We start from the raw sequence: 22,603 nt of genomic DNA, 5'->3' as shown, positions 1-22,603 counted from the left end.
TGGCAAGACGTGTCGCGTGTAGACGCTGTTATTAATCAGAGATGATCATCTTTTTGTGCAATCGCACAAGAGGTTACCGAAATATAAACAGGACAATGCATGTATAATGAGATGTTTCGCGACGCCGATTTGCGCAAAGAGTATTCTGTCATCGACGCATGGATGAAAAAGCACGGTCCTGAGGCACTTTTAGAACGACAAGCCGAAGCCGAAGCCCTATTTCGCCGCATCGGCATTACTTTCGCCGTCTACAACGAAGGTAACAATACCGACCGGTTGATCCCATTTGATATGGTCCCACGTGTGTTCAATGCATCGGAGTGGTCAATCGTGGAACGCGGATCAATCCAAAGGGCCAATGCGCTGAACGCGTTTATCGCCGACATCTATGGACCCCGCGAAATCTTCAAAGCCGGGGTGGTGCCGTCCACGATCCTTGATGGCAATCCAGCATACCTTGAACAGATGAATGGCTACCGTCCGCCAAACGATATTTGGTCGCATATCATCGGTGTGGATATCGTACGCACAGATCAGGACACATTTTATGTGCTCGAGGATAATTGCCGCACGCCGTCCGGAATATCCTATGTTCTACAAAACCGCGAAGTGATGACGCGCATGTTCCCCGAACTTTTCGAAGGTGGGCTTGTCCGCGCAGTCGACGGCTACGGTGAACATCTAGCGACTGCGATGCAGGAGTGCGCGCCGCCCAACTGCATGGGCACACCAACGCTTGCTTTGATGACGCCGGGCCAATTCAATTCAGCCTACTACGAACACTACTTTTTGGCCGATCTGATGGGGATCGAACTCGTCGAAGGGTCTGATCTTTTTGTTGAAAACGACCGCGTCTATATGCGGACCACGCGCGGCCCCAAACAAATTGATGTCCTTTATCGCCGGATTGATGACGAATACATCGACCCCGAGGTCTTCAATCCGGATAGCCTGCTGGGTGTGTCCGGTCTTATTCGAGCAATGAAGGCGGGCAATGTGACGGTGGTGAATGCGCCAGGCACTGGCATCGCAGATGACAAGGCGATCTATACTTACGTCCCTGACATGATCAAATTTTATCTTGGCGAAGACCCGATCATTCCCAACGTGCCCACCTACTGCTGTGAGAGGGCTGATGATTTGGCCTATGTGCAGGCCCATCTCGCCGAACTTGTGGTCAAAGAGGTACATGGGTCCGGCGGATACGGGATGCTTGTTGGTCCAACCTCTACCCAAGAAGAAATCACAGCATTTGGTGAAAAGCTTGCCGCGAACCCTGCCAATTATATCGCGCAGCCAACACTTGATCTGTCGACGTCTCCGATTTTGACGCCCAATGGCATGTCCCCGCGACACGTTGATCTCAGGCCTTATGTCATCTCTGGAAGAACCACATCTTTGATTCCCAGCGGCCTTTCGCGGGTCGCATTGAAGGAAGGATCGCTGGTGGTGAATTCCAGTCAGGGTGGCGGCGTGAAAGATACTTGGGTTCTTTGTGAGGAGCCGTCCAATGCTTAGTCGTACCGCCGCAGGCCTTTTCTGGATGTCACGCTATGTCGAACGGATGGATTTTATCGCACGCCTGCTGGACGCGGGCAGACGATTGGATGCTTTGCCTAGACAAGAGGGCGCGCCGCTAAGCGAATGGACGTCTGTCGTGATTGCATCGGGGTCTTCTGGAACATTCCCAACCGATCCAGAGGCCGCTGTGGCCAAAACCGTTAGCGAATACCTGATCCGAGATGAAACAAACCCTTCGTCTATTATCGCCTGCATTGAGGCCGCGCGCTACAATGCCAAGTCTGTCCGCACGGCACTGACGTCAGAAGTATGGGAGGCGATCAACCAAACCCATGCCGAATTGAAACTCGACCTCGCACTTGAATTAGACCGCACAAACCTGAGCGCCTTCCTTGATAAAGTGCGGGCACGATCGATCCTGATTGGCGGGGCTGTGGCCGAAACAATGCTACGCAATGATCGGCACGGATTTGTACAGCTTGGAAAATGGTTCGAGCGTGCGGATTCGACGGCACGGCTGCTAGACGTCAAATACCACGTGTTGCTGCCCCGTGTTTCTGACGTCGGCGGTGGTTTGGATTACCTGCAATGGCTGCAGATCTTACGTGCCGCCAATTCCGCAGGTGCATTCCGTCAGACTTACGGTCGCAATCTTGATGCAGAAGGTGTGGTCGATCTATTGGTGCTCAACAGCGATAGCCCTCGATCATTGCGCACGGCACTGTCGCATATCTACGGTGAACTGGTTGCGTTGACGTCGGATCAAAATCCACAGCAAACAGCACTACTGCAACGGGTCCGATCCGATTACACAGCGCTTATGGACCTAACGACCGGTGACGTTTTCGCTAAAGGGCTGCACGAATGGCTCACGCAATTCATTATGGACACAAACAACAGAGCGGTGGAAACAGCGAACGCGTTTGGATTCGGAACAGATGACGTGACGGCCAATTCATAGATTATTCAAAAATTCTGGATATCGGCATCCTGAGCAACTTGCAGCGACACGCGGCTTGCCTCATAGATCACCGACCAGGAACCCCAGAGGATGGACCGAGAGATGACCTATTGTGTGGCAATCAAGCTGGAAACAGGTTTGGTTTTCTTGTCCGACACGCGCACAAACGCGGGTATGGACAACATCGCAAAATACAAAAAGATGTTTTCTTGGGAGGTGCCCGGCGAACGCTGTATCACCATGATGACCTCAGGCAACCTGTCCATCACGCAGGCGGTCATATCGCTGCTGCAGGAAAACATCGATCACCCTGAAAATGGGCTCGAGACCATCCTGACCGCGCCATCCATGTTCAAGATCGCAGAACTGGTTGGGGATGCGATGCAGGTTGTGCAAGCGCGTTACGCACAGGGCATGGCGCAATCTGGCGAAAGCACCCTTAGTTCAATTATTGTTGGGGGCCAGCGCATCGGCGGTGCCCAGCGGTTGTTCCACGTTTACTCCGCTGGTAACTTCATCGAGGCGACAGACGAGACGCCATATTTCCAGATTGGCGAACACAAGTACGGCAAGCCAATCCTGGATCGCGTGATCACACCGCAGACACCACTTGACGTGTCAGTCACAGCAGCCCTTTTGTCGATGGATTCAACGCTGCGTTCAAACCTGTCGGTTGGCATGCCGCTTGATCTGAGCGTCATTGAGACCGACAAATTTGTATTTTCGCAAAACCGTCGCATCGAGGACCTCGATCCGGACTTCCAAAAACTCTCGGACGGCTGGTCTGCCGCACTTCGGAAAGCATTTGACGAAATGCTTCACCTGAGTATTTAAACAAAAAACAAATTCGCGCTATTGGAACAATAATGATGATGCGTACTTGCGTAGAATCAATTCATTATGCCTGACGCCCAATCGCCTTAAGTGTGCCGCGCCATCATTGCGGAAAGTTGCATTGAGTGGCTGCTTATTCTTTTTGTGGCTGCGGTTCTGCAATTGCGGCAAACGCCCGCTTCCCGCCAATGCTGCGTTTCGCTGTGATTGCAGCATGGCCCCTGCCCCGTCCTTTGGATGTGTCACCGCGCCCTAGCTTCCAGCTGCCAAGAGCAGCTTTCACCCAGAACGTCACAACCAATCGGCAGCTGACAAAATAGTCGGGCATCGTCTCTTTTAGAGCCGGTGCCTTTCCTTTGTCTCATGCTGTCCATCGGCCGCGTCGATCTGCCCTCCGGGTGACGGTCGCTGGGGCGACGGATCTGCGATCCTGAGCTTTCTATGGCTGCTTGGGGTTCGGACAAGCCGAACGCCGCTGCACAGCGTCAGGGTGAGGGCGCGGCCCTCCCCCTCGGACAAGTCCATTAGACCGCACCGCGTCCTCGGCTAACGCCTGCGGGCCGCACCACTGCCGTCGAATAGACCTGCCTCGCCCCCTCCCGCGTTCGCCACGTGGCAAGGTTTCAGAGCAAGCGCACTGCGTGCGTTGTCTTGAAAACCTGCAACGATTGAAGGACGCGAGAAACGAGCGATGGAGATCAAATTGAACGGAAAGGTCAGCAATGCACGTCGAAAAGGCAACTTACCGCGCAAAAAGGCAAGTTATCTCGGTTTTCGACAAAAGTGTGTGGGGCGACACATAGTTTTACCTTTTTCGATGGGCTAAGTCATTGATTTTACGAAGGCCGCATTTCTATCAACGCACGAGCCTTACCTTTTGCGACTCATAACTTTGCCTCTCAAGACAGACAATCTGAGAGCCGTCGTTCGTTTATATAGCAGCGAATGGCATCGAAGAGCCCATACTGTGAATTTGATTTTCTCGCTGCGCGCGCACGCAGCGAGAAAAAATGCGGCGTGGGCGAAAGCCGCCATGCCATCGCGCAGCGAGAGAAACGGTCATTGGTGCAGCTCGCAGCATGGAACAAAACGGCGAATTTTAAAGTCGCGGGACTTTGCTACCTTTCACCGCAAATGATTCAATGGCCGCTTTGCCAGAAATCGAGAAACAACCGTTACACCGTTGTCATTCGCATCTAGCTGTGAGCAGCTGGTCGGTGGCCAACTTGATTTGCTTCAAGTAGCTTTCATGCCCATCCACAACTGACATATCTAAATCCGGTGCCCCTGTCCGTCCCGCAAGTGCAATTTGGGCGCAGAACCAATTTAGAACTGCACCGCGTGGCAGGGTGTCGGCTGGTGGAAAATCCTGTTCAACTGCGGGTGCTTTCTCGATCTCACCAGCCAACAGCTTGGCGGCGAAACTCGGATCGGCAATAAAGGGACGACCCATCCCGATCAGGTCGGTCTTGCCGCTAGCAATGGCGTCATTCATTACACCAGCGGATCGAAAACCACCGGTGACCATTAGGGGAATAGTCAAGGCATCTTTGATCGCAGCGGCGTAATCCAGAAAATAGGCTTCGCGTATCTGAGTTGATCCGCTTTTCGACGCATGTTGATACGCTGTCGGCTCTTCGAAGTTGCCGCCCGAGATTTCGATGAAATCCACGCCCTCTGCTTCCAGCATGACAGCCACTTGAACTGAATCCGCGTGGTCGAACCCGCCTTTCTGGAAATCGGATGAGTTTAGTTTGACGGCAACGATGAAGCCCGGATCAACTGCTTGCCGAACCGCTTTGACCACCTCGATTGACAGCCGGGCCCTGTTTTCCAATGCACCACCCCAACGGTCGGTACGGGTGTTTATCCGAGGCGATAGGGCAGAACTAAGCAAGTACCCATGAGCGGCATGAATCTCGACGCCATCAAACCCGGCTTCCTCTGCAAGCCTCGCAGACCGCACAAATTTTGCGATGATCTCTTCGAATTCCGGCTCGCCTGCTGGGGTCGGCTTTCCATAACCGGGTAAATCCAACTGGACGTCTGATATCGACGTTGGGTGGGCATTGATTGCCTCAGGGGTTTGCCGTCCGGCGTGCGCAAGTTGAGCAAGGATTTTCGCACCACCACTTTTGCCTGCTGCGGCAAGCGCTGAAACGCGTTTCATGTCCGAACTTGGGTCTAGTACAAAGTTGCCAGCATGTTCGAGATGCATCCGATCAACGGGTGTGTTCCCTGTTATCAAAAGCGCGGCACCACCTTTGCTCCATTGCGCAAAGAGGTCAATCTGGGCTTGCGTCGGATTGTTGCATTCGTCCGCAAGCGCTTCCGACATTGCGGATTTCACGATGCGATTTTTTAGCGTGACACCGTTTGGCAGTTTCAGTTGTTGACCGATGTTCATAACTACAGTTCCTCCGCCAGTATTTTCAGTGCTGCTGCGATTGCGTCTTCGTCCCGTCTGTAAAACGTCCATTGCCCATGCCGTTCTGACCTAACAAGCCCAGCGTCTTTGAGCAGGCGCATGTAGGTCGAGATTGTCGATTGTGAGAGGTTTGCCCTCTCCTGAATGTAGCCAACGCAGACCCCGCTAAGGTCAGCGTGTTCCGGCAGAGCTGGTGGAAAATTGGAGCGATCCTTGAGCCATGCCAATATCTGGCGGCGAACCGGGTTGTTGAGGGCCGATAGTGTTTTATCAATATCCATATATCGGCATATCGCGATATACAGCTTAAGAGTCAAGTGATCTGACTTGAGTTTTTGAGAAAACAGCCGTTAGCCACCATGCAGCAACGTGGTAGGAGTGGGCTCTTCGGTGGCCTTTGCCGCATTGTCGGTGAACGGCGGGTCTGGCCGAACGGCTTTTCTCCGCGCCGTGCATCAACTGACAAGATGCGAACTTGTCTGCCGTCCGCCGTAGAGGATAAAATATCCGCTGTCTTCACGACTGCGTGTATCTGCTAATTCTTTATCGGGAGGCGAGGTTGATGGGGCAAGCTGCAAACATGAAAGACAAACTTCTTGCTCTGGGAATTGGTGGTGCAGTTGCCGCTGCTCTGTGCTGTTTTACGCCGTTGCTGCCGATCTTGCTGACTAGCATTGGCCTCACCGGATTGTTGGATGTCCTTTACAATGATGCTGTCTTGCTTCCAGCTTTGGCTTGGTTTCTCATGATCACAGGATACGCGATATGGCGACAGAAGAAGCAAAAGTAGTTCTAAAATCCGCCCTCACTTGCCCATCCTGCGGACATATCGCAACCGAAACTATGCCTACGGATGCGTGTCAGTGGTTCTATGAATGCATGTCATGTCATACCGTCCTGAGGCCGCTTGAGGGGGATTGTTGTGTATATTGTTAATACGCAACAGTTCCATGCCCACCAATCCAAGAAGGCAAGTCCTGCTGCGCGTAGCAGCAGTTCAGATGTCGCGCTGCGGCGGTCGAAGTGGGCTCTGTGCCGACGAATGCATTGGCAGACAAACTGGATCCCAATGACTTCGGACAACTGCCATTCGAACTGATGCTATGTTCTCCTCGTCAGCGCTGTGCTGATGTTTGGGTCAGGAGGGAGGATTGGAGGGCAAATTATGCCAAGAGTCCAGCTTCCCGCAGTCACCCCAAAACACAAAGCATGGAACAAGGGCCGGATCATCGGCCAGAAGCGACCGCTGCTTCCCAAACAGGTATGGGCCATCCGCGCGCGGCTTGAAATTGCGGGTTACCTTCGTGACCTTGCGCTGTTTAACGTTGCGATTGATAGCAAACTGCGCGGCTGTGATCTGGTGAAACTCGCCGTGGCCGATTTGGTCAAAGACGGGCGCATGCGTGAACGAGTTTCAATAATCCAGAGTAAAACCAAGAAACCCGTGCAGTTCGAGCTCACTGAAAACACACGTGATACTGTCATTGCGTGGGTGAGATCGCCTGAGATGATCGGGGGCCGCTTCATGTTCCCGAGCCGTTTCCATGACCGCCCGCATATCTCAACACGTCAATATGGCCGGTTGGTTCGTGACTGGGTGACGGCGATAGGTCTGGAACCCAGCGGATACGGTACACACTCGATGCGTCGAACCAAAGCTGCGGAGATTTACCGCAAGACGGGCAACCTTCGCGCCGTACAACTTCTACTCGGCCACACTAAGGTGGATAGCACCGTGCGCTACTTGGGCGTTGAGCTGGAAGATGCGTTAAGCATTGCTGAACGAGTCGACATCTGAACCTGTTGGCGGACGCCACCAGCCGTTCGCCAATCCAGAACGTGCCTTTGCGCTTGCCAACCCTAACCTCTTTTGGGGCATGGGTGGTCTCAGAAATGTAGCCAGAGTCACCAACGTTGTATTTCCGACGCCAAGAGACTATATGAAAGATACGAAAGTTGTGGTTCTTTGCGGCATAGGCGCATCAGCCTGCCAGAGCAGATCACAACCCTCCATCATGAAAATTCAGCTGTCGTGTCCTTTAGCAGGGATCTGATGTTTGGGAAGGTTGCCGATGTCATCGCGCACGACCACATCATTCGTGACATTTCTTCATCCGTTTGTGGTCGCGGGGTATACCGATGAACTGCCCGCAGGTGAATACGAAGTGTTGGCAGATGACGAAGTCATGCTGAGCAACAGCTTTGCGGCATACCGACGGACCGCGACGTTTCTATTGATCAATTTGCACGCAGGAAAGTCAGAGCTGCGCGCAGTGGATCACCGAGACCTTGAGTTGGCTCTGGCGCAGGATCAGGCCAACCCAAACACTAACGAAATCAAAAATAGTGCGGCGGCGCTTTCTCCGTCAAAGGATTAAAAATGACATTTCCCGAATGGACTAAACCCGGTGTTTACGGTGCTTTGGTTGGCGCAGTTGCTGTCTCTATTCTTGGCTTCACCTGGGGCGGTTGGACAACTGCAGGCAGTGCGGACGAAATGGCCCAAAATCGTGCTGCAGAGGAAGTCACATTGGCGATGGTGCCAGTTTGCCTAGATCTGTCAGAAGCTGATACAGAACGCGCCGCAAAACTAGTGACACTTCAAGAAGCTTCAAGCTTTCAGCGGCGCAATGCAATGATGGAAACAGGCTGGGCCACGCTGCCGGGTACTGATGCTCCAAGCAGAGATCTAGCAGACGCGTGCCTTGCGGGGCTTGAATTAGATGGATCGTAAATCAAAGTTAACGGAGCCGCGACCTGCGCAAACTAACATTGCCCATATCCCAACTGACACACCGACATTCATGGCCCTATTTATGGGTTCGATTATTGCGGTCCTGCTGTTTGCATTGCCAGCATTTGCCCAAAGTGCAGCCCTGCCAATCCCTGAGAACGCCAGTGCCAAAAGTTACGGCGATGGCTGGGAATGCGACAGGAACTTCCAAAAATCAAAGGGGCTGTGCGTGCTTAACAACTAGGCGCAAGGCACGGCAACACGGACTTCAAAATGCGCAGGTGAGGACAGTTCTGTCCTTCGTGCCGACCCAAAAAGGAACTACAATGGAAATCAAATCTGAAACTGTCGACACCATCCGTTGTCCCGTCAGAGGCGCGCAAGCGCCACCAATGACCCACAGCGAACCCAAACAAGCGACTTCAATCACGCAGGTCACAGCGCCACCATCGGCAGTCGTCTATTGCGAGGGCAACTTCGCGCAAATTGATGGCAAGACTGCGAATGGCCTTGTACGCCATTCACAAGCGTATCGCATCCTTTCTGTCATCGACAGCACCTATAGCGGGCAAGACAGCGGATCAGCTCTTGACGATACAATCAACCACATACCGATCTTCGGCGATCTGCATGGCGCAGTTGCCCATGAAGCCACCGTTCCCGATACGCTGATCTATGGGATGGCCCCTTCAACAGGGCGGCTTTCACCTGGCGATCGGGGCGTTGTTCTGCAAGCGATCGGGCTTGGCATGAACATCGTGAGCGGGCTGCATGAATACCTAAGCGATGACGAAGAAATAGCTAAAGCCGCCTCGGAACGGAAGGTCACGATCCGCGACATCCGCAAGCCGAAACCCAGCAAGGACATGCGCCTGTTTGATGGCAGTGTCGCTGGTGTTAAAGCGCTGCGCATTGCAGTTCTTGGCACCGATTGCGCCATTGGAAAGCGGACAACAGCGACCGTTTTGGCGCGCGCCCTGAATGCGAAGGGCATCAAGACAGTGCTTGTCGGCACAGGCCAGACCGGCCTGATGCAGGGCGCAAAGTACGGTATCGCAATGGATGCCGTGCCGCCCCAGTTCTGCTGTGGCGAGCTTGAAGGCGCGATTGTTGCGGCGTCTGAAGCGGAACAACCCGATGTCATTTTGATCGAAGGTCAGGGCGCACTCAGCCATCCCGCGTTTTGTACATCGGCCTTTATCCTGCGCGGTAGCCAGCCGGATGCTGTTATCCTCCAGCACGCGCCCAAACGCGCACATCGCTGCGATTTTCCCAACATGCCGATGCCCACGGCGTCAAGTGAGATCGCCCTGATCGAAGCCTTTGCCGATACAAAGGTCATCGGTGTCACGCTCAATCACGAGGGAATGTCTGACGCCGAAATTTCCGAAACCATCACGGCACAATCTCAGAAGCTCGGGTTGCCTGTAACCGATGCGTTGGCCCGACCATCTGCACATTTGCTTGCGATGGTGGTGGCCGCATATCCCGGTTTGACGCAAAGGCCAATCATGGCCGCGATATGAGCTGCCCACGCATCGAAGTGGATCTGGGCAAGATACGGCGCAACACGCAGACAATTGTTGGGCGTTTGGGCCCACGTGGGATTGGCGTCACAGGCGTGACCAAGGCTGTTTGCGGGCATCCTGCCATCGCCCAAGCCATGCTGGATGGCGGCGCAGAGGGCCTTGCGGATGCACGTATCAGAAATGTGCAGAGGCTACGCCAAGCAGGTATCACAAGCCCAATCACTCTGATCCGGACGCCGATGTTGAGCCAAACCGATCAGGTCGTTCAGCATTGTGAAGCGAGCTACAACACAGAGCTTGCTGTCATTGCGGCTTTGGCGTCTGCCGCCATACGCAAAGATAAGGTTCACGGCATCATACTGATGGTCGAGATGGGCGATGGACGCGAAGGTATTGCCCCCGAGAACGTGGATGAAATTGCGCGCCATTTGATAAAACTGCCTGGGGTGACGTTGGAAGGCATCGGCGCAAACTTTGCCTGTCTAAGCGGGATCGCTCCCACTGCGTCTCAAATGGTCTCTCTTTGTGACCTTTCAAACGAAATTGAGGGGGTCTGTGGCCCATTCTTGAAAACCGTGTCCGGTGGCAACTCAGCAAACTTGCCATGGGCGCTTGGAGAACGAACCACTGGCCGCATCAACGACCTAAGACTGGGGGAGGCCATACTTCTGGGCGTTGACCCAATTTCCGGCGACCAGATCGGCGGGATGCACACGGATGCCTTCACGCTTGTCGCCGAAATTATAGAGACGGGTGAAAAACCTTCGCCTTTCCCCATTGCCTTGGTCGATCCAAGCTTGGCAAGACTTCGCATTGTACCAACCAGTGGTGCCGCCAAGCATCTTATCCTCGCGATAGGGCATCAGGACACGGACATTTCTGGGCTTTCGTTGCCTGTGGGAAGCACATTGATCGGAGCAACCAGCGATCATCTCGTCATTGAGTCGATCCGATCCCCGCTAAAGTTGGGCACCGAAGTGAGATTACAGATGAACTACTCGGCACTAATGCATGCAATGGCCGCGCCCGACATCGAAATAAAACTGCTCGATGATCGGCCCGCAAGACAACCGCGACATACCCAAGGCAAGTCCGAACGCCTGACTCTGGTTTGAATAACCTCGCTTGGACGAACCGACCTGAAACCAAAGAAGGAGACCGATAAATGGCGAAGCTCACAAAAACAGATGTGTTTAAAGCGTATGACTCAAAACCGGAAACTCCGATGGACAAGACGACCCGTGTTGTCAGAAAAATGGTCGACGAAGACGCGGAAAAACGACAAGCTAAAATTACCCGGCTTCGCAATGCTCGCCTCGAAAGAGAAGCGAACAGGCCACCAGAAACCACAGCCAAAACTCGGCGATCCTAGGCCGCTCCCAAAACTCCCAATCGCCCCCCGCTCCCTCTAAGAATAAATCCATGACAAGTTCAGAGCAAACCGCAGAGAAAATTCACTATATCTGCCAGACATATGTTGAAACGAAGGCTGGGCGCGATGGACAGGCTAGCGTAAAAATTGCCAAGCAATACGAATATTCCACAGCGTCGGAGGCACAAAACAGAGCCGAACGAGAAGCTCTATCTGAAGATTGTGCGGGTGCCGACGCTTACATGGTCATTGAGGACCCAAACAGCGGAGAAGTCGGAACGCCAAGCTTCCTCATAAGGCTCGGCAACGTTCCGGAATTTGACGATTTCTAGAAGTGTTAGAATAGCTAAGGCTTACCCGAAAGCCGTGTCCCACGATCCAGATAGTTTAAACCAGACAAGCGGTGATTGTCGTGAATACAGAGAATTCACATGTCCTCCCGCGCGTCGATATTTCTGACGCCGCGCAGCGAAAGCGCGGTCTGAATTTGACGTGATAGAGCCAGGTTAAATGGCCGCATCGGCGACGCGATCTGCAACGCAGCGATAAACATGCCGCAAGCGCGAAGCGATGCTGCGTCAGCGAAGACCAAAAAACGAATGTCGGCTCCGTCCCGCAAAGCAGACGATCATCTTGAAAGATGTGCATCGTCCGCTCAAGGAAGTACCAACACACAACTTAAAACTGAAGCGAGGCGCGAAAACGAAACGCGAACGTCGCCTAACGGGTGTTATGTGAAGCACCCGCAAGTTGAGCCCCCCCTGCACTACGCATGTTGACGCCTTTCTCGCTTTGTCTCCGCGGCGAGCGTAACACCGGCCTTTTGAATGCCCAGTTCCAAGCCCTTTCGCTCATAGTACCAGCTGATTTTCGGCGGGGTCTCAATGGGGCAAATGCCCTTCGCTTCGAGATGACAGCCCAGAGGACCAGAGGCGCGTTTGTATCGATGCGCCAATTCACCAAGGGTCTCGTAGGTCTTGCTAAAATCTGCGATGCTGTCCTGGCAAACCGCATCAATAAACTGCCGTGATTTTGGATTTCTGACACGCTGTGACGTCAAATGGCCTTCATCGATCAGATAGTTGATCGTAGGATACGTGACACGCAATAAGCGCGACGCCTCGCCTTTCGGGATGGCCGCCATTTCTAACGGCGGCAAAACTTGTCGCAACTCCCGCAGACAAATCGCGAGTCCAGCAAGGCCCCTAATGCTTTCATCCCGACTGATCTTTGCAAGTCTGCCTTCCAAGATCAGGTGAATGATATCTGCACTCGGGCATCTCACCCGCCTTGCGGCATCAAAGATCGGCACAAGACGCCGATGTGAGGTTCCTTTCACGGTAACACGCAGCAACAAGCGGTCCAAAACCTTGGTCACGTCAGTGCGTTCATATTTTGGAACCTGATCCAGCGCATCAGTAACCGGCGTCAAAATCGCACGGTCTCGTAGCTGGTGCACAATATCAGGACCAATCGCCAAGAGATCACAGACCTCTTGAAGAACGAGTCGATCGTGCATGCGCGCAGCAATTTGAGCAATATCCGCGACCCCAAGGGCGCCTTCCAATCGGACGGCATTTTCATCTGCGTTGAGTGACGCCAACCCTTCATCGATCAAGATACGATTCATGCGTTTGCGCTGTATGCCAAGTGATTGCCAGGCGCTGTGGATGGTATAACGCGCAGGCGCCGTACACGCCTTACCCAACACGGTGTGGCCCTCTTGGATGGGATAGGTTCTAAAGATGAAGTCGCGCACCATATCCTTGAGCGGCTCAAACGGTGCACCTAAGTTCGACGTACGAAGCCACTCAAACAATGCACCCAAGTCAGCTTGATGATGTATCGTGCGCAGTGCAGCAGGAGCAACCAAACCCTGCAGAGCAGCGTTGAGCCCCTGCTCTCCCGTTTTTAGAGCGTCAAAACCCGCCTGCCCCGCTAATGCCAGTTGGGCCTCAGTTGCACTTGAGATCAAACGTTTGGGCCCGAACAACACCACAAAGCCTAAAACCTCGCAAAGCCGCGTGGCTATATACATTGGCATTGCGTCGAGGAATGGCGTACCAACCTGCCCCAGCAGACGTGACATCACGTAAGCTTCCAACTCAGTCGATTTGCGTTGTGTGTCCGCGTCAGCCGCTTGCAAAACATGTGGCCAGTGCCGTTCAATCAATCCCGCAAAGTCATAGTTTTGGATCGTGTAACGTTCATGCGGCAACGTGATGATCGGGCACTGGTGGATGTGACATGCACGCATCGCCCTGAACTGCCAATAGTGCCTGCGGTACGCTCCGTGCCGCCAATCCGCGTCGCGATCCTCAACAAGACAACGCGGGCACACGCGCAAACGGGTCCTAATGAGTGAAGTTTTGGTACCCTCCTGCCCCGCGACCCTAAAATGATGCGGAGCAATCGTACATACAGCCCAATTTTTGAGATCCCCAACGTGTGCACCGCCAGTGACCGCAATTCTCTCAAAAACAAAATCGTCGCCGCGAACAACATCCTGCCATCGAAACCCCCAGTCGAGACACAGATCAGACGGGCTGCCCAAACCGCACCAGAGCGCGAGCCGCGACACATAAGATGTCGCGGTCTCAAACTGTTGAATGGGGAACGATAACGTGTGCTGAATGCTCATCGGTCGCCCCCTCCCGGATGGTTAGCTTTGCGCATCACCGCGCGAGGGTCGATTGCCAGATAATCTGAGACAACAAAGATATTTAGACCTCTGCTGCACCCTGATTTGCGCTGGAACGCATCCACAAAGTGATCAATGCGAAGCGCATCACTCTGGGCAAGTAGCGCGTTTTCGATGCCGCTGAGGATCATTTCGATGATCAGCCCCAGCTCATTACAACCTGCGTGGACCAGTCGTGATAAAAAGTCGTTGAGCTGCAGCTTTGGGCAAATGCTCAACCCCGCCTTGGCGGCATACGCCAAGAATGTCTCTCGGACTTCTGTGCCATGCGTGCTCCAAGAGACCGTATCAAGATTGATCATATCGATGCGTCGCTTCAGTTGATCATCGGAATTGATCATTTCCAGCATCTTGGGGGTACCGGATAGGATCAGTCCAACAGGCCAGACGCGGTTGTTCATCAGAGATTTGAGCGTATTGACGACATCGCCTCGCGTGTTCAGATTTTTGGTCGAAAAGAGGTCTTGGGCCTCGTCAAGATGAACAAACAATGTCTCCCGCTTGTGCAAAAGATCCCGCACTTGATCCCAGATAAACCCTGCGGGCTTGTCCCGCGTCAGGGGATACCCAAGCCCTCCCAACATGGCGGAGCCAACATATTTCAATGTCGCGGGTGATGGCACCAGAAGACTGATAAGTTCAGCCTTCATCTGTTCAGGTTGGGGTTGTGACAAATCGGGATACTGGGTTAAAAGCCGGTTCACCAAGGTCGACTTGCCGCTACCGGGGGCGCCGACGACCGCCAGCCCCCGCGCTTCACCATACAGACCAAGGGATAGATTTGCCCTCCTGCGCTGAATTTGGCGATCAAATTGGTCCCAAAGCCGATCATAAGGCTCACTCTTGATGAATTCTGCCCGCAGTTTTGCGATCTTGAAGTGAATGTTGTTAAGATCAGTCATTGTCAAAGCTCCATGTGGAAGCGCGGTCAATGTCGCTCATATCAGTTTCTAAGTTGCGGGTGTCTTCGGCTTCAAAAGTCGCACCTCCCCCACCGCTGTCTGACTGCGGCAATGGGACCACGTGCCCAAAAAGGTCGTCATCGGGCGGGAGATCAAAACGCTCCGGATCATCTGGCTCGATGGCCAAACCAAGATGCAAATCATCCATGCCGCGCCGCAGGCCGTAAGGTGTCACCGCGCGTAGCTGCGCGCCGAAGGTGTGCTCGTCTGCCGCATTCAACGCGACGATCTTGGCAAGCGCCTCAGCAACCGTGCTTTCGTGGATGGTCGCCTGATCGCGATACTTCATCGCAAGCTGGCGTGACGTTTCTTTCCAGTCATCGTAGGAAACACCGTCGAAGCACTTCTGAATTGCCCTTGCCGGGTACCAAGCGTCATCAACACGCACCATGATCCAGCCGATGTCGTTGAGATCAACTTTGATCTCGACGTCTTCTTCATGGCTATGAAGGTGAAAACGCCGCAGGGCCGCACAAGTGTAGTGGATATCGAAGACCTCCACCCCTTTGCCGCTCACTTTACGCGTGAGACTCTTGCCGAAAGCGCGACGCCGGATCCGTTCTGGGAGATCAGGAACGACGCCTTTTTCTGCGGCCAGCCTCTTCCAGCAGTTATTGGGTGTTTCTCCCTTGAGACCCCGATGGGGCCGGTTATGATAGACGTCCACCACGTACAGGATCAGCATCTGTATTAAGGTATCATCTGTAATCGCGGCCGTTTCCACAGACGGATAGTCACCCCTTTCTTTTGGATTAAAAAATGTCGGCCCCGCGAGGCCGGGCATCAGGTTCGTACCGAACGTCCCGAATATCCGCTCAACACGCGACCGCAGATGCGGTAACCCACCAGGTGGAGTTTCCGGAAGGCCAGATGCATCGAAGATCGCAGTACGAAAACGGTCATCGACAAAAGCTGATCCGAGGTCTGACGGAACAGTTTTAAGCCCGCCGTAGTGTCCCCATTCCGACCTACATCCGGCTGCAGCAGCCAAATCGCTCTTATCGCGGGTTGCATCGGCTAAAAGCGCAATGGCATCTTCCGAGTTAGGCGTGACCGCCAATCTCATGCCCACCACGCAGCGCGTTGCGCAATCGATCGCAAGGTACAGCCACCGTCGCCCCCGTGGCAGCGCGGCAAGCTGTTGCGGAGAAAGCCCTGCCAAGGCCCCGCGCTGTGCCAAGATTGATATCAGATCAACCTGCCACTCGTCGATTTCCACTCGTTCCATCGGATAAGCAGCGTCGATGCCTTCCTCATACAAAAGGAACTTTCGATTGGCAGCTTCAATTCCATGTCGCGCAGCGTAGGTTGTGTAGGGATCAAGCTTCGCGATTTCCCGCTCAACCATTGGTTTCGAGGGGACTTGAAGCAACGGCAGGCCATCTTGCTCAAACTGCTTATTCTTCGCATCAAAGCTGGCTTTACAATCGGCTGCGACCTGACGTTTTGACCTCCGCTTGCGTGTTAAATAACTACCGATGGCTTCTCCCAGCATGCGCAATTCGACAAGGCTGAAGCGCGGATTACGATTGCCAGAGAGATGCGTTCGCGGAACAAGGCAAAGAGGTGAATTGCCTGCAGCCTCAAAGCGGCGCACCCACTCTAAAACCGTACTGGCACAAGGCGCATCTCGGTACACCTTCTCTTTGCCTGCCCGCTTTGATGTCCAGCCGCCTTGCACCGCTTTGGCTTGCTTGTTTACAAGCCTTTCAATCTCCTCAAGGACCGCGTTGACATGGAATTCCGTGCGTTTCGCGCGCCCGAGTGCAAAGAACTGCAAAAGCGGGCTGACATATGCGTAGCGCCAAACTACTTCTGTCTGCACCTTCAGAGGTAGTGCGCCAATAATGTCGGTGTTGGCAAGTTCGCGGGTCTCACTGGCTCCGGTAAGAAAATAGTCCCGTTCGAGCAACACATCAGGCTGCTTGAGCTTTTGACGCAGCTCCTCGAAGGTGAGGAACAGCGTCGCAACCGGCGTATCCGTGCTCTCATACGTGGCACCGATGCCTGTGACCGCCACGCATTGGTACTTCCGCGGCTCAACCGTCAAGCGATCAAATGTTGTGTAGTGCGTCAATTGGCTCATTGTGCAGCCCCCTTGAGGATCGATGTATCTGCATCAATTTTTGACGTGCGGTCTGCGGTCAGTAGGCCCTCGTAGATTGCGATGAAGATCGCTCCGAAACCGCCGCCGCCGGCATCCAAAGCTCGCACTAAATCCCCCATTGTCGTCGGGAACGAAGTTGTCGAAACAAGTGCGCGCAGTTGATCGAACGTCGCAGGACAACGATGGCGTGAAAAATCATGGTACCGCTCTGCATTCAGCGCCTCATCCCGCGTAAAATCTTGGTCTGTGATCAACACCAGATCATCGGCAAAAACTCTTTCGGATTGCCGTGCGAATGTTCTGCAACTCCCGCATGAACTTTGCGCGCGCCGCGATTTTGGCGGGTTTGACGACGATCGCGATCCGCCTGCCGGACTCAAGAACGATGTAAAAATCGATGAAGTGGTGTTTTGGCTGCCCCTCGTCATCAAAGTACCGGACCAAAGGAGGTTGTTCCCAAAGATCGATGACATCGCCCCGCGCCAGAAGCACAAACAGAACACGCTGTTCCAGCTTGCTTTCAAAGTAGACAACTCTCGGCCTTTTCCAACTGGACAATTGTACGAGGACGCCGCCTCGGGAACTGATTTTTTTACGCTTCCCAATCCGGCGCGTTGCTTGGCTGGGCAGCGGCGGCAGGTCTCTGATGTCATCCAAGACGGCCAAGTTATCGTTCAGTATCGCGGCCTGGAGGTCCGTTGGCTTCGAATGTGGTGGCGGCGTGGTTGCTCCGCTCAAGGATGAATTTGGTTCAAGAGGTTCTGTGTTGTCTGTCATAGCATTTGCATGCGCAGCCGGGCTCACCCCTGACCACGTCATGGCTCTCCTTCAAAAATTGGATGAACGGAACCGCCACGCAGAAAGCATCTGCGCGCTTGACCGGTTCCGGATTCTGTGGAATGAAAGAGGTGTAGGGAGTCCAATCTACTACACCCAAAGACCTTCTAAAGCGCACGCGCTTTCGGAGGTTTTTACTTTTCTAGGTCATTGGTTTTCTCCTCGTTTTGTTTTTCGAAGCGTTCAGGCCACAATGTAGACGGCGGGATATCCAAGATTTCCGCAAGCTTTCGCTGAACGCGCTCGGATTTACCAATGCCTTGCGAGATAGCGGACATCGTTCCGGTCTTTATGCCCAACAAACGCCCCGTCTCGGCAAGGCTGGTTTGCCTAATGCGAAGTTGGGCTTTGATAAATTCGTGGCGCTCCAATCGAAGCTGATCCAGGTGCTTGGTAGCGTCGAATTGCTGTTTAAGTTCGGTAAGCAAGTCCAACTAACTCTGAGCTCCTCAATGGCTTTGGCGATACAATGGGGTCAATTCGTAAGACTGAGTGAAACGAAGGTCAATAAATTAATATAATTCAATGCATTAAGGACATTTGCGCTTGAATCTGAAAAATCGTTACCCGATCGGGTACGTTCGAATTGAATTTTGAGCGCATATGTCCCTGTTCTCCGGTTCGCACTCGAAAGTACTGGATTTTTGTCACATATATTTGTGAAATTCGGAGATGGCTTCTTACCCTGTCTCTGAAGGAACGAATCTACATGGTGAAACGACCCGACCTTCGAGACGTCATGATCTTCAGGATGGGGAATCGGACGCGCCGTGGACGGGCATCCTTGACCATCCCTGATGAATTGATGTTGGGCTGTTCGATTAGAATGTTTCACGAGTTTTTCGGAAGGGAACCAGATTACCTCAGCGGGGTAGAAACTCAGGTGCACGATGTAGCATGGCCGTCTATCATTATTGCTTATAATATGGAGATCGAGCGCTCTGCGGTATTTGTTGGTGGGCTTTTGGGTGGGATGACAGGGTCTCGCGTAATCAAACACTGCATGCTTGCAGGTTTTGATTTCGGAAAAATGTTAAGCGATCAATATGAAGCAATTCCAAGTACAAACAAATTGGCCGCCCTGCACGGAGTGGGGCACGAAAAGATAAGGAAATGGCTACGGCAATCTGGCGTCGAGATCGTTGATCGTAACGGCAAGTTATGCCTTACACAAACCGCCTTGCTCGAGGTCTATCGTGAAGAAGGATCCGACTTGGGAAAAACGGCAGATCGGCTCGGTGTTAGTACCAAGACAGTGCGACGACATTTGCCAGCCAGTTTAGAAGGGCTTAGCGACAACAAGAGAGACCTTTGAAAAGAGAAATGTCGTAAGTATTACATGTGACCAATTCCAACTTACTTTCCCGACCTAATCAGCAACACCTACAGTGGCGCAACGCGACACCAGACGGAAAAAAGGGTCTTTTCGGCCCTTACAAGCCGTTCACATGGCGGCGCGCTGCTGCAGTGCAGCTTCCAGAAAGCCGACATCCAAAAATATGTCCATATATGCTTGGTAGGGCCTCCTTTTGGAGGCCACGCTTTGCTCGGACGCGTTATACGTGATGAAAGGCGCACGCTTGACTTAACATCGAGCAACGGTCCCCAACCAATCCAGAAAAACACCCAACCGGCGCAGGCCCGAGACGCGGGTGAGGTAGAGCGCTGAGATATTCAGCGGGTCCGCTGAAAGCTGTCCGGCGAACAGCTCAACCAAGCGCCCTGCGCGTATATCGTCTGCGATCATAAAATCGGAGAAGCGGGCGATGCCCAGACCGCCTAATACCAACTGGCGGACGGCCTCTCCGTTGCCCGAAGTCAGGGCGGTAGGCACCGTTACTGGCTCGGCTAGTCCTGTAAAACGCAATGTGTTGATATGATCGGGTGCCGCGAAGCGCACTTGTTCCAGCCGTGCGAGGTCAGCGGGTGTTTCAGGCCAGCCTTTGCAATCGAGATACTCCGGCGCAGCCACCAATTTCCAAGCGGTGCGCCCCAAAGGCCGGTGCAACATGTCGCTGTCCGGCAGCTGACCCAGTCTGATGGCAACATCTGCGTGGCTTCCGATCAGATCCACCAGCGTATCCGTCATATCGATCGACAGCTGAATGTCCGGGTATTTTGCGTGGAACTCGGCCAGTCGCGGGGCAAGAATATGCAGGACATAAGGAACCGGCGCATTTACACGCAGAGGGCCGGCGGGAGCCTGCCCGCTGGTCGCGATTTCTTGCAGGGCTTCGCTGCGGTCCAAAATCTCGCGCGCCTGGGCCAGAACGGCTGCCCCTTCGGGGGTGATCTCGATAGACCGCGTCGTGCGCCTGAGCAACGTAACCTTCAATTGCTCTTCCAGTCGCGTGATTGATCGGCTGAGGGTCGAGGCAGACACGCCCCTGCGCCGCGCGGATTCAGCAAAGCCGCCGTCATCCACGATCCCGACAAAGGCAGCCAAATCCCCCATGCGCAGCAATTCATGCAGTTTCTGCAATGATCTATTCCAAACTTGTCTGTTCTCGCAACAGATAGCGACAGGCATATGTGGCGTCGACATCAAATTTATTGGAGATAACCGATGCCCCTTGCCCTTTGGGCGCTGACCATCAGCGCTTTCGCCGTCGGAACGACAGAGTTCGTTATCGTCGGCCTGCTTCCCACCATCGCCGCCGATCTTGGCGTTTCTATTCCTTCTGCCGGTCTGCTGGTCAGCCTCTATGCCCTTGGCGTGACCATCGGCGCGCCCGTGCTAACCGCCATGGCCGACCGTGTGCCGCGCAAGACACTGTTACTGCTCCTGTTGGCGCTGTTCATCCTCGGCAATGGCTATGCCGCCTTTGCGCCGGATTACGGCAGCCTTGTCGCGGCCCGCTTTATAACCGGTCTGGCGCACGGCGTATTCTTTGCCATTGCCTCGACCATCGCCACGGATCTTGTGGAACCTGAAAAGGAAAGCTCGGCCATTGCGCTCGTGTTCCTTGGTTTGACCGTCGCATTGGTAACGGGTGTGCCATTGGGGACGTTCATCGGCCAGAACTTCGGCTGGCAGTCGACCTTCCTTGGCGTTGTAGCACTTGGTCTGATTGGTTTTGTCGCGTCTGCCATTCTGGTGCCCGCCAATCTGACCAAAAACGCGTCGGCAGGGATCAAGGCGCAGCTGCAGGTGCTGACCTCACCGCGTCTGTTGCTGGTCTATCTGATCACGGCTGTCGGCTATGGCGGTAACTTCATCGCCTTTACCTTCCTTGCGCCGATGCTGAACGAAGTCACAGGCCTGTCCGCAGGCGCGGTTAGTCTGGTGTTGCTGCTTTACGGTGCATCTGTTGCCGTAGGGAACATAGCGGGAGGCAAACTGGCTGACCGTATCGGTGCAGTGCCTTCCCTGACCGTGATCTTTGCGGGCCTTGCGATATCACTGGTTGCACTTGGTGCGTTCCTTACCAGCCCTATTGCAGCCATCGCGGTCGCGGCATTCTGGGGCGGCTTTGCCTTCGCTAACGTGCCGCCGCTGCAGTCTTACGTCGTGCAAATTGCGCGCGAAGTTTCGCCCGGTGCTGTTGACGTAGCATCTGGCCTGAACATCGGTGCGTTCAACCTCGGCATCGCCGGGGGTGCATGGGCCGGTGGTCTCGTGGTCGAGGGGATCGGCCTTGCCGCAGCGCCCTACATCGCCGCCGGAGTGGTGGTTGTCGGGATCGTTTTGGTGCGCCTTTCTGGCCGCCTGAACGGGGCAGCGCCTCAAACCGTCGCTGCCGAATAACCATCGACTGCCCCGCCGTGTCTTCGATGCGGCGGGGCAGGAAGTGAAAGCGGAAACACTCGCATTGGAGTGGATTAATTCATACTATCGGCCACTGCGCTTTGTTTTCGGGACCACCCTGCCATGGCATCTTTCGCTTTAAGGGCTGCGCATGGTTTCACATGTAAAGAGTTGCCGCTGACCGCCCGAATTATTAGAGCCTTGCGAACAGCCCTCATCAGACATTGCCCCAAGGATCCCTATTCTGCGGTGCGATCCTTGGAACGAGCAACTCGCGGCAACAAGAGGGTGGCGCATTCACAGTTCGCGGTCAAAGTCGCGTCAGATCAAATATCTGAGATGATTAGATCTCGAATTTTTACCGCTTTTTCAAAGTGGTCCAGTTCGTGCGTTTTGATCCACCATTCGGCGGCTTCCATTAGTAAGGCCGGGTCATCATTCTTGTTGGCAAAAAACGCATAGAAAGAGAGACCTACCGCCTCTCCCTTTTTGGCGATCTTTTCATTGCAGACTGCAACGGCCTTATTTCTTAAGCTTGCTCTCATGCTGTTTTCAACCTCTCCGGCGACGGGCACTCGGATAGAACATAAGACGAACACCCTTGGACTACAACTTGGGGTATTTGTGTGGTTCGCGCCTACTCTTGCCGCCCACCATGGTGCTAAAATGCTTCGGTTGCCCCCCGTATTGTCGACGTTGCCATCAAACGCCAACCTAGGGGCTGATCGGACACATTTTGCCAAGCCTCATAGTTAATAGAAGCGGAGTGGCCGCCACTTGTTTGCTTTGCCGACTTACTTGAACTCTATATTCAGCAATGATGACCACTTCAGAACGCAAATGGTGAAGTACCGAGAGGACGGGATCGC

26 protein-coding genes are annotated in these 22,603 nt (G+C 53.9%); 15 read left to right on the top strand and 11 right to left on the bottom strand.

Annotated elements, in window-relative coordinates:
* The first annotated feature begins 99 nt into the window (after nucleotides 1-99).
* From K3729_05825 to K3729_05815, 3 genes are all read left to right on the top strand, one after another.
* Complete coding sequence (locus K3729_05825; GenBank protein UWR00292.1) at nucleotides 100-1,518, top strand: circularly permuted type 2 ATP-grasp protein; 1,419 nt, start codon at nucleotides 100-102, stop codon at nucleotides 1,516-1,518.
* Nucleotides 1,511-2,482, top strand: a complete 972-nt coding sequence (locus K3729_05820; GenBank protein UWR00291.1) for an alpha-E domain-containing protein — start codon at nucleotides 1,511-1,513, stop codon at nucleotides 2,480-2,482. The genes K3729_05825 and K3729_05820 overlap by 8 nt, the downstream gene beginning before the upstream one ends.
* Nucleotides 2,483-2,584: 102 nt before the next feature.
* Nucleotides 2,585-3,316: a proteasome-type protease gene (locus tag K3729_05815; protein UWR00290.1), complete on the top strand. Its 732-nt coding sequence runs from the start codon at nucleotides 2,585-2,587 to the stop codon at nucleotides 3,314-3,316.
* Between the two features lie 133 nt (nucleotides 3,317-3,449).
* Here K3729_05815 and K3729_05810 read toward each other — a convergent pair whose 3' ends face one another.
* Complete coding sequence (locus K3729_05810; protein ID UWR00289.1) at nucleotides 3,450-3,644, bottom strand: hypothetical protein; 195 nt, start codon at nucleotides 3,642-3,644, stop codon at nucleotides 3,450-3,452.
* Between the two features lie 617 nt (nucleotides 3,645-4,261).
* Between K3729_05810 and K3729_05805 the strand changes: the two genes are divergently transcribed.
* A complete protein-coding gene (locus K3729_05805; GenBank protein UWR00288.1) occupies nucleotides 4,262-4,516 on the top strand; it encodes a hypothetical protein in 255 nt (84 codons plus the stop codon).
* On the opposite strand, the gene K3729_05800 is transcribed toward K3729_05805, so the two are convergent.
* On the bottom strand, nucleotides 4,503-5,723 hold the full coding sequence (locus tag K3729_05800; protein UWR00287.1) for an NADH:flavin oxidoreductase/NADH oxidase family protein: 1,221 nt from the start codon (nucleotides 5,721-5,723) through the stop codon (nucleotides 4,503-4,505). The genes K3729_05805 and K3729_05800 overlap by 14 nt on opposite strands.
* Nucleotides 5,724-5,725: 2 nt before the next feature.
* A complete protein-coding gene (locus K3729_05795; protein ID UWR00286.1) occupies nucleotides 5,726-6,025 on the bottom strand; it encodes a metalloregulator ArsR/SmtB family transcription factor in 300 nt (99 codons plus the stop codon).
* Nucleotides 6,026-6,324: 299 nt separating this feature from the next.
* Here K3729_05795 and merF point away from each other — a divergent pair, with 299 nt between their 5' ends.
* The 9 genes from merF (at nucleotide 6,325) to K3729_05750 (ending at nucleotide 11,711) form a co-directional block, all read left to right on the top strand.
* The gene (merF, locus tag K3729_05790) at nucleotides 6,325-6,534 is read left to right on the top strand and encodes a mercury resistance system transport protein MerF (protein UWR00285.1); all 210 of its coding nucleotides are present in this window, start codon (nucleotides 6,325-6,327) and stop codon (nucleotides 6,532-6,534) included.
* Between the two features lie 375 nt (nucleotides 6,535-6,909).
* Nucleotides 6,910-7,542 carry a tyrosine-type recombinase/integrase gene (locus tag K3729_05785; protein UWR00284.1) on the top strand — a complete coding sequence of 211 codons (633 nt, stop codon included), beginning with the start codon at nucleotides 6,910-6,912 and terminating at the stop codon, nucleotides 7,540-7,542.
* 274 nt (nucleotides 7,543-7,816) lie between these two features.
* The gene (locus tag K3729_05780; protein UWR00283.1) at nucleotides 7,817-8,122 is read left to right on the top strand and encodes a hypothetical protein; all 306 of its coding nucleotides are present in this window, start codon (nucleotides 7,817-7,819) and stop codon (nucleotides 8,120-8,122) included.
* Nucleotides 8,123-8,124: 2 nt separating this feature from the next.
* Complete coding sequence (locus K3729_05775) at nucleotides 8,125-8,478, top strand: hypothetical protein (GenBank protein ID UWR00282.1); 354 nt, start codon at nucleotides 8,125-8,127, stop codon at nucleotides 8,476-8,478.
* Nucleotides 8,468-8,722, top strand: coding sequence for a hypothetical protein (locus tag K3729_05770; protein UWR00281.1), 255 nt, complete (start codon nucleotides 8,468-8,470; stop codon nucleotides 8,720-8,722). Before K3729_05775 ends, K3729_05770 begins: the two co-directional genes overlap by 11 nt.
* Nucleotides 8,723-8,804: 82 nt before the next feature.
* On the top strand, nucleotides 8,805-10,004 hold the full coding sequence (locus tag K3729_05765) for a DUF1611 domain-containing protein (GenBank protein ID UWR00280.1): 1,200 nt from the start codon (nucleotides 8,805-8,807) through the stop codon (nucleotides 10,002-10,004).
* On the top strand, nucleotides 10,001-11,122 hold the full coding sequence (locus tag K3729_05760) for an alanine racemase (protein UWR00279.1): 1,122 nt from the start codon (nucleotides 10,001-10,003) through the stop codon (nucleotides 11,120-11,122). Before K3729_05765 ends, K3729_05760 begins: the two co-directional genes overlap by 4 nt.
* Before the next feature lie 50 nt (nucleotides 11,123-11,172).
* Nucleotides 11,173-11,379: a hypothetical protein gene (locus K3729_05755; GenBank protein UWR00278.1), complete on the top strand. Its 207-nt coding sequence runs from the start codon at nucleotides 11,173-11,175 to the stop codon at nucleotides 11,377-11,379.
* Between the two features lie 50 nt (nucleotides 11,380-11,429).
* On the top strand, nucleotides 11,430-11,711 hold the full coding sequence (locus K3729_05750) for a hypothetical protein (protein ID UWR00277.1): 282 nt from the start codon (nucleotides 11,430-11,432) through the stop codon (nucleotides 11,709-11,711).
* Nucleotides 11,712-12,145: 434 nt separating this feature from the next.
* Here the strand turns inward: K3729_05750 and K3729_05745 are convergent, their stop codons facing one another.
* From K3729_05745 to K3729_05720, 6 genes are all read right to left on the bottom strand, one after another.
* A complete protein-coding gene (locus K3729_05745) occupies nucleotides 12,146-13,960 on the bottom strand; it encodes a TniQ family protein (GenBank protein UWR00276.1) in 1,815 nt (604 codons plus the stop codon).
* Between the two features lie 56 nt (nucleotides 13,961-14,016).
* Complete coding sequence (locus K3729_05740; protein ID UWR00275.1) at nucleotides 14,017-15,012, bottom strand: ATP-binding protein; 996 nt, start codon at nucleotides 15,010-15,012, stop codon at nucleotides 14,017-14,019.
* Complete coding sequence (locus K3729_05735) at nucleotides 14,975-17,128, bottom strand: Mu transposase C-terminal domain-containing protein (protein UWR00274.1); 2,154 nt, start codon at nucleotides 17,126-17,128, stop codon at nucleotides 14,975-14,977. Before K3729_05735 ends, K3729_05740 begins: the two co-directional genes overlap by 38 nt.
* Complete coding sequence (locus tag K3729_05730; protein UWR00273.1) at nucleotides 17,125-17,403, bottom strand: hypothetical protein; 279 nt, start codon at nucleotides 17,401-17,403, stop codon at nucleotides 17,125-17,127. The genes K3729_05735 and K3729_05730 overlap by 4 nt, the downstream gene beginning before the upstream one ends.
* Nucleotides 17,404-17,410: 7 nt before the next feature.
* A complete protein-coding gene (locus tag K3729_05725; protein UWR00272.1) occupies nucleotides 17,411-17,926 on the bottom strand; it encodes a Tn7 transposase TnsA N-terminal domain-containing protein in 516 nt (171 codons plus the stop codon).
* Nucleotides 17,927-18,120: 194 nt separating this feature from the next.
* Complete coding sequence (locus K3729_05720) at nucleotides 18,121-18,420, bottom strand: helix-turn-helix domain-containing protein (protein ID UWR00271.1); 300 nt, start codon at nucleotides 18,418-18,420, stop codon at nucleotides 18,121-18,123.
* A 350-nt stretch (nucleotides 18,421-18,770) separates the two neighbouring features.
* On the opposite strand from K3729_05720, the gene K3729_05715 reads away from it, so the two are divergent.
* A complete protein-coding gene (locus tag K3729_05715) occupies nucleotides 18,771-19,301 on the top strand; it encodes a hypothetical protein (GenBank protein UWR00270.1) in 531 nt (176 codons plus the stop codon).
* Between the two features lie 270 nt (nucleotides 19,302-19,571).
* On the opposite strand, the gene K3729_05710 is transcribed toward K3729_05715, so the two are convergent.
* A complete protein-coding gene (locus tag K3729_05710; GenBank protein ID UWR00269.1) occupies nucleotides 19,572-20,468 on the bottom strand; it encodes a LysR family transcriptional regulator in 897 nt (298 codons plus the stop codon).
* A gap of 84 nt (nucleotides 20,469-20,552) precedes the next feature.
* Here K3729_05710 and K3729_05705 point away from each other — a divergent pair, with 84 nt between their 5' ends.
* The gene (locus tag K3729_05705) at nucleotides 20,553-21,734 is read left to right on the top strand and encodes an MFS transporter (protein ID UWR00268.1); all 1,182 of its coding nucleotides are present in this window, start codon (nucleotides 20,553-20,555) and stop codon (nucleotides 21,732-21,734) included.
* Nucleotides 21,735-22,060: 326 nt separating this feature from the next.
* Here the strand turns inward: K3729_05705 and K3729_05700 are convergent, their stop codons facing one another.
* A complete protein-coding gene (locus tag K3729_05700) occupies nucleotides 22,061-22,279 on the bottom strand; it encodes a hypothetical protein (GenBank protein UWR00267.1) in 219 nt (72 codons plus the stop codon).
* Nucleotides 22,280-22,603: the final 324 nt, after the last annotated feature.

Source organism: Rhodobacteraceae bacterium S2214 (assembly GCA_025141675.1).
Lineage (GTDB): Bacteria > Pseudomonadota > Alphaproteobacteria > Rhodobacterales > Rhodobacteraceae > Yoonia.
Note: the sequence above shows the minus strand (reverse complement) of the source record. Positions and strands in the feature narration are given on the sequence as shown.

What these genes read in the sequence shown, in the direction of transcription:
- K3729_05770 (UWR00281.1), top strand. Translation starts at nt 8,468, where the DNA reads ATGGATCGTAAATCAAAGTTAACGGAGCCGCGACCTGCGCAAACTAAC.
- K3729_05815 (UWR00290.1), top strand. Translation starts at nt 2,585, where the DNA reads ATGACCTATTGTGTGGCAATCAAGCTGGAAACAGGTTTGGTTTTCTTG.
- K3729_05820 (UWR00291.1), top strand. Translation starts at nt 1,511, where the DNA reads ATGCTTAGTCGTACCGCCGCAGGCCTTTTCTGGATGTCACGCTATGTC.
- K3729_05775 (UWR00282.1), top strand. Translation starts at nt 8,125, where the DNA reads ATGACATTTCCCGAATGGACTAAACCCGGTGTTTACGGTGCTTTGGTT.
- K3729_05780 (UWR00283.1), top strand. Translation starts at nt 7,817, where the DNA reads ATGTCATCGCGCACGACCACATCATTCGTGACATTTCTTCATCCGTTT.
- K3729_05750 (UWR00277.1), top strand. Translation starts at nt 11,430, where the DNA reads ATGACAAGTTCAGAGCAAACCGCAGAGAAAATTCACTATATCTGCCAG.
- K3729_05705 (UWR00268.1), top strand. Translation starts at nt 20,553, where the DNA reads ATGCCCCTTGCCCTTTGGGCGCTGACCATCAGCGCTTTCGCCGTCGGA.
- K3729_05810 (UWR00289.1), bottom strand. Translation starts at nt 3,644, where the DNA reads ATGCCCGACTATTTTGTCAGCTGCCGATTGGTTGTGACGTTCTGGGTG.
- K3729_05765 (UWR00280.1), top strand. Translation starts at nt 8,805, where the DNA reads ATGGAAATCAAATCTGAAACTGTCGACACCATCCGTTGTCCCGTCAGA.
- K3729_05800 (UWR00287.1), bottom strand. Translation starts at nt 5,723, where the DNA reads ATGAACATCGGTCAACAACTGAAACTGCCAAACGGTGTCACGCTAAAA.
- K3729_05725 (UWR00272.1), bottom strand. Translation starts at nt 17,926, where the DNA reads ATGACAGACAACACAGAACCTCTTGAACCAAATTCATCCTTGAGCGGA.
- K3729_05825 (UWR00292.1), top strand. Translation starts at nt 100, where the DNA reads ATGTATAATGAGATGTTTCGCGACGCCGATTTGCGCAAAGAGTATTCT.
- K3729_05755 (UWR00278.1), top strand. Translation starts at nt 11,173, where the DNA reads ATGGCGAAGCTCACAAAAACAGATGTGTTTAAAGCGTATGACTCAAAA.
- K3729_05700 (UWR00267.1), bottom strand. Translation starts at nt 22,279, where the DNA reads ATGAGAGCAAGCTTAAGAAATAAGGCCGTTGCAGTCTGCAATGAAAAG.
- K3729_05795 (UWR00286.1), bottom strand. Translation starts at nt 6,025, where the DNA reads ATGGATATTGATAAAACACTATCGGCCCTCAACAACCCGGTTCGCCGC.
- K3729_05760 (UWR00279.1), top strand. Translation starts at nt 10,001, where the DNA reads ATGAGCTGCCCACGCATCGAAGTGGATCTGGGCAAGATACGGCGCAAC.
- merF (UWR00285.1), top strand. Translation starts at nt 6,325, where the DNA reads ATGAAAGACAAACTTCTTGCTCTGGGAATTGGTGGTGCAGTTGCCGCT.
- K3729_05735 (UWR00274.1), bottom strand. Translation starts at nt 17,128, where the DNA reads ATGAGCCAATTGACGCACTACACAACATTTGATCGCTTGACGGTTGAG.
- K3729_05805 (UWR00288.1), top strand. Translation starts at nt 4,262, where the DNA reads ATGGCATCGAAGAGCCCATACTGTGAATTTGATTTTCTCGCTGCGCGC.
- K3729_05785 (UWR00284.1), top strand. Translation starts at nt 6,910, where the DNA reads ATGCCAAGAGTCCAGCTTCCCGCAGTCACCCCAAAACACAAAGCATGG.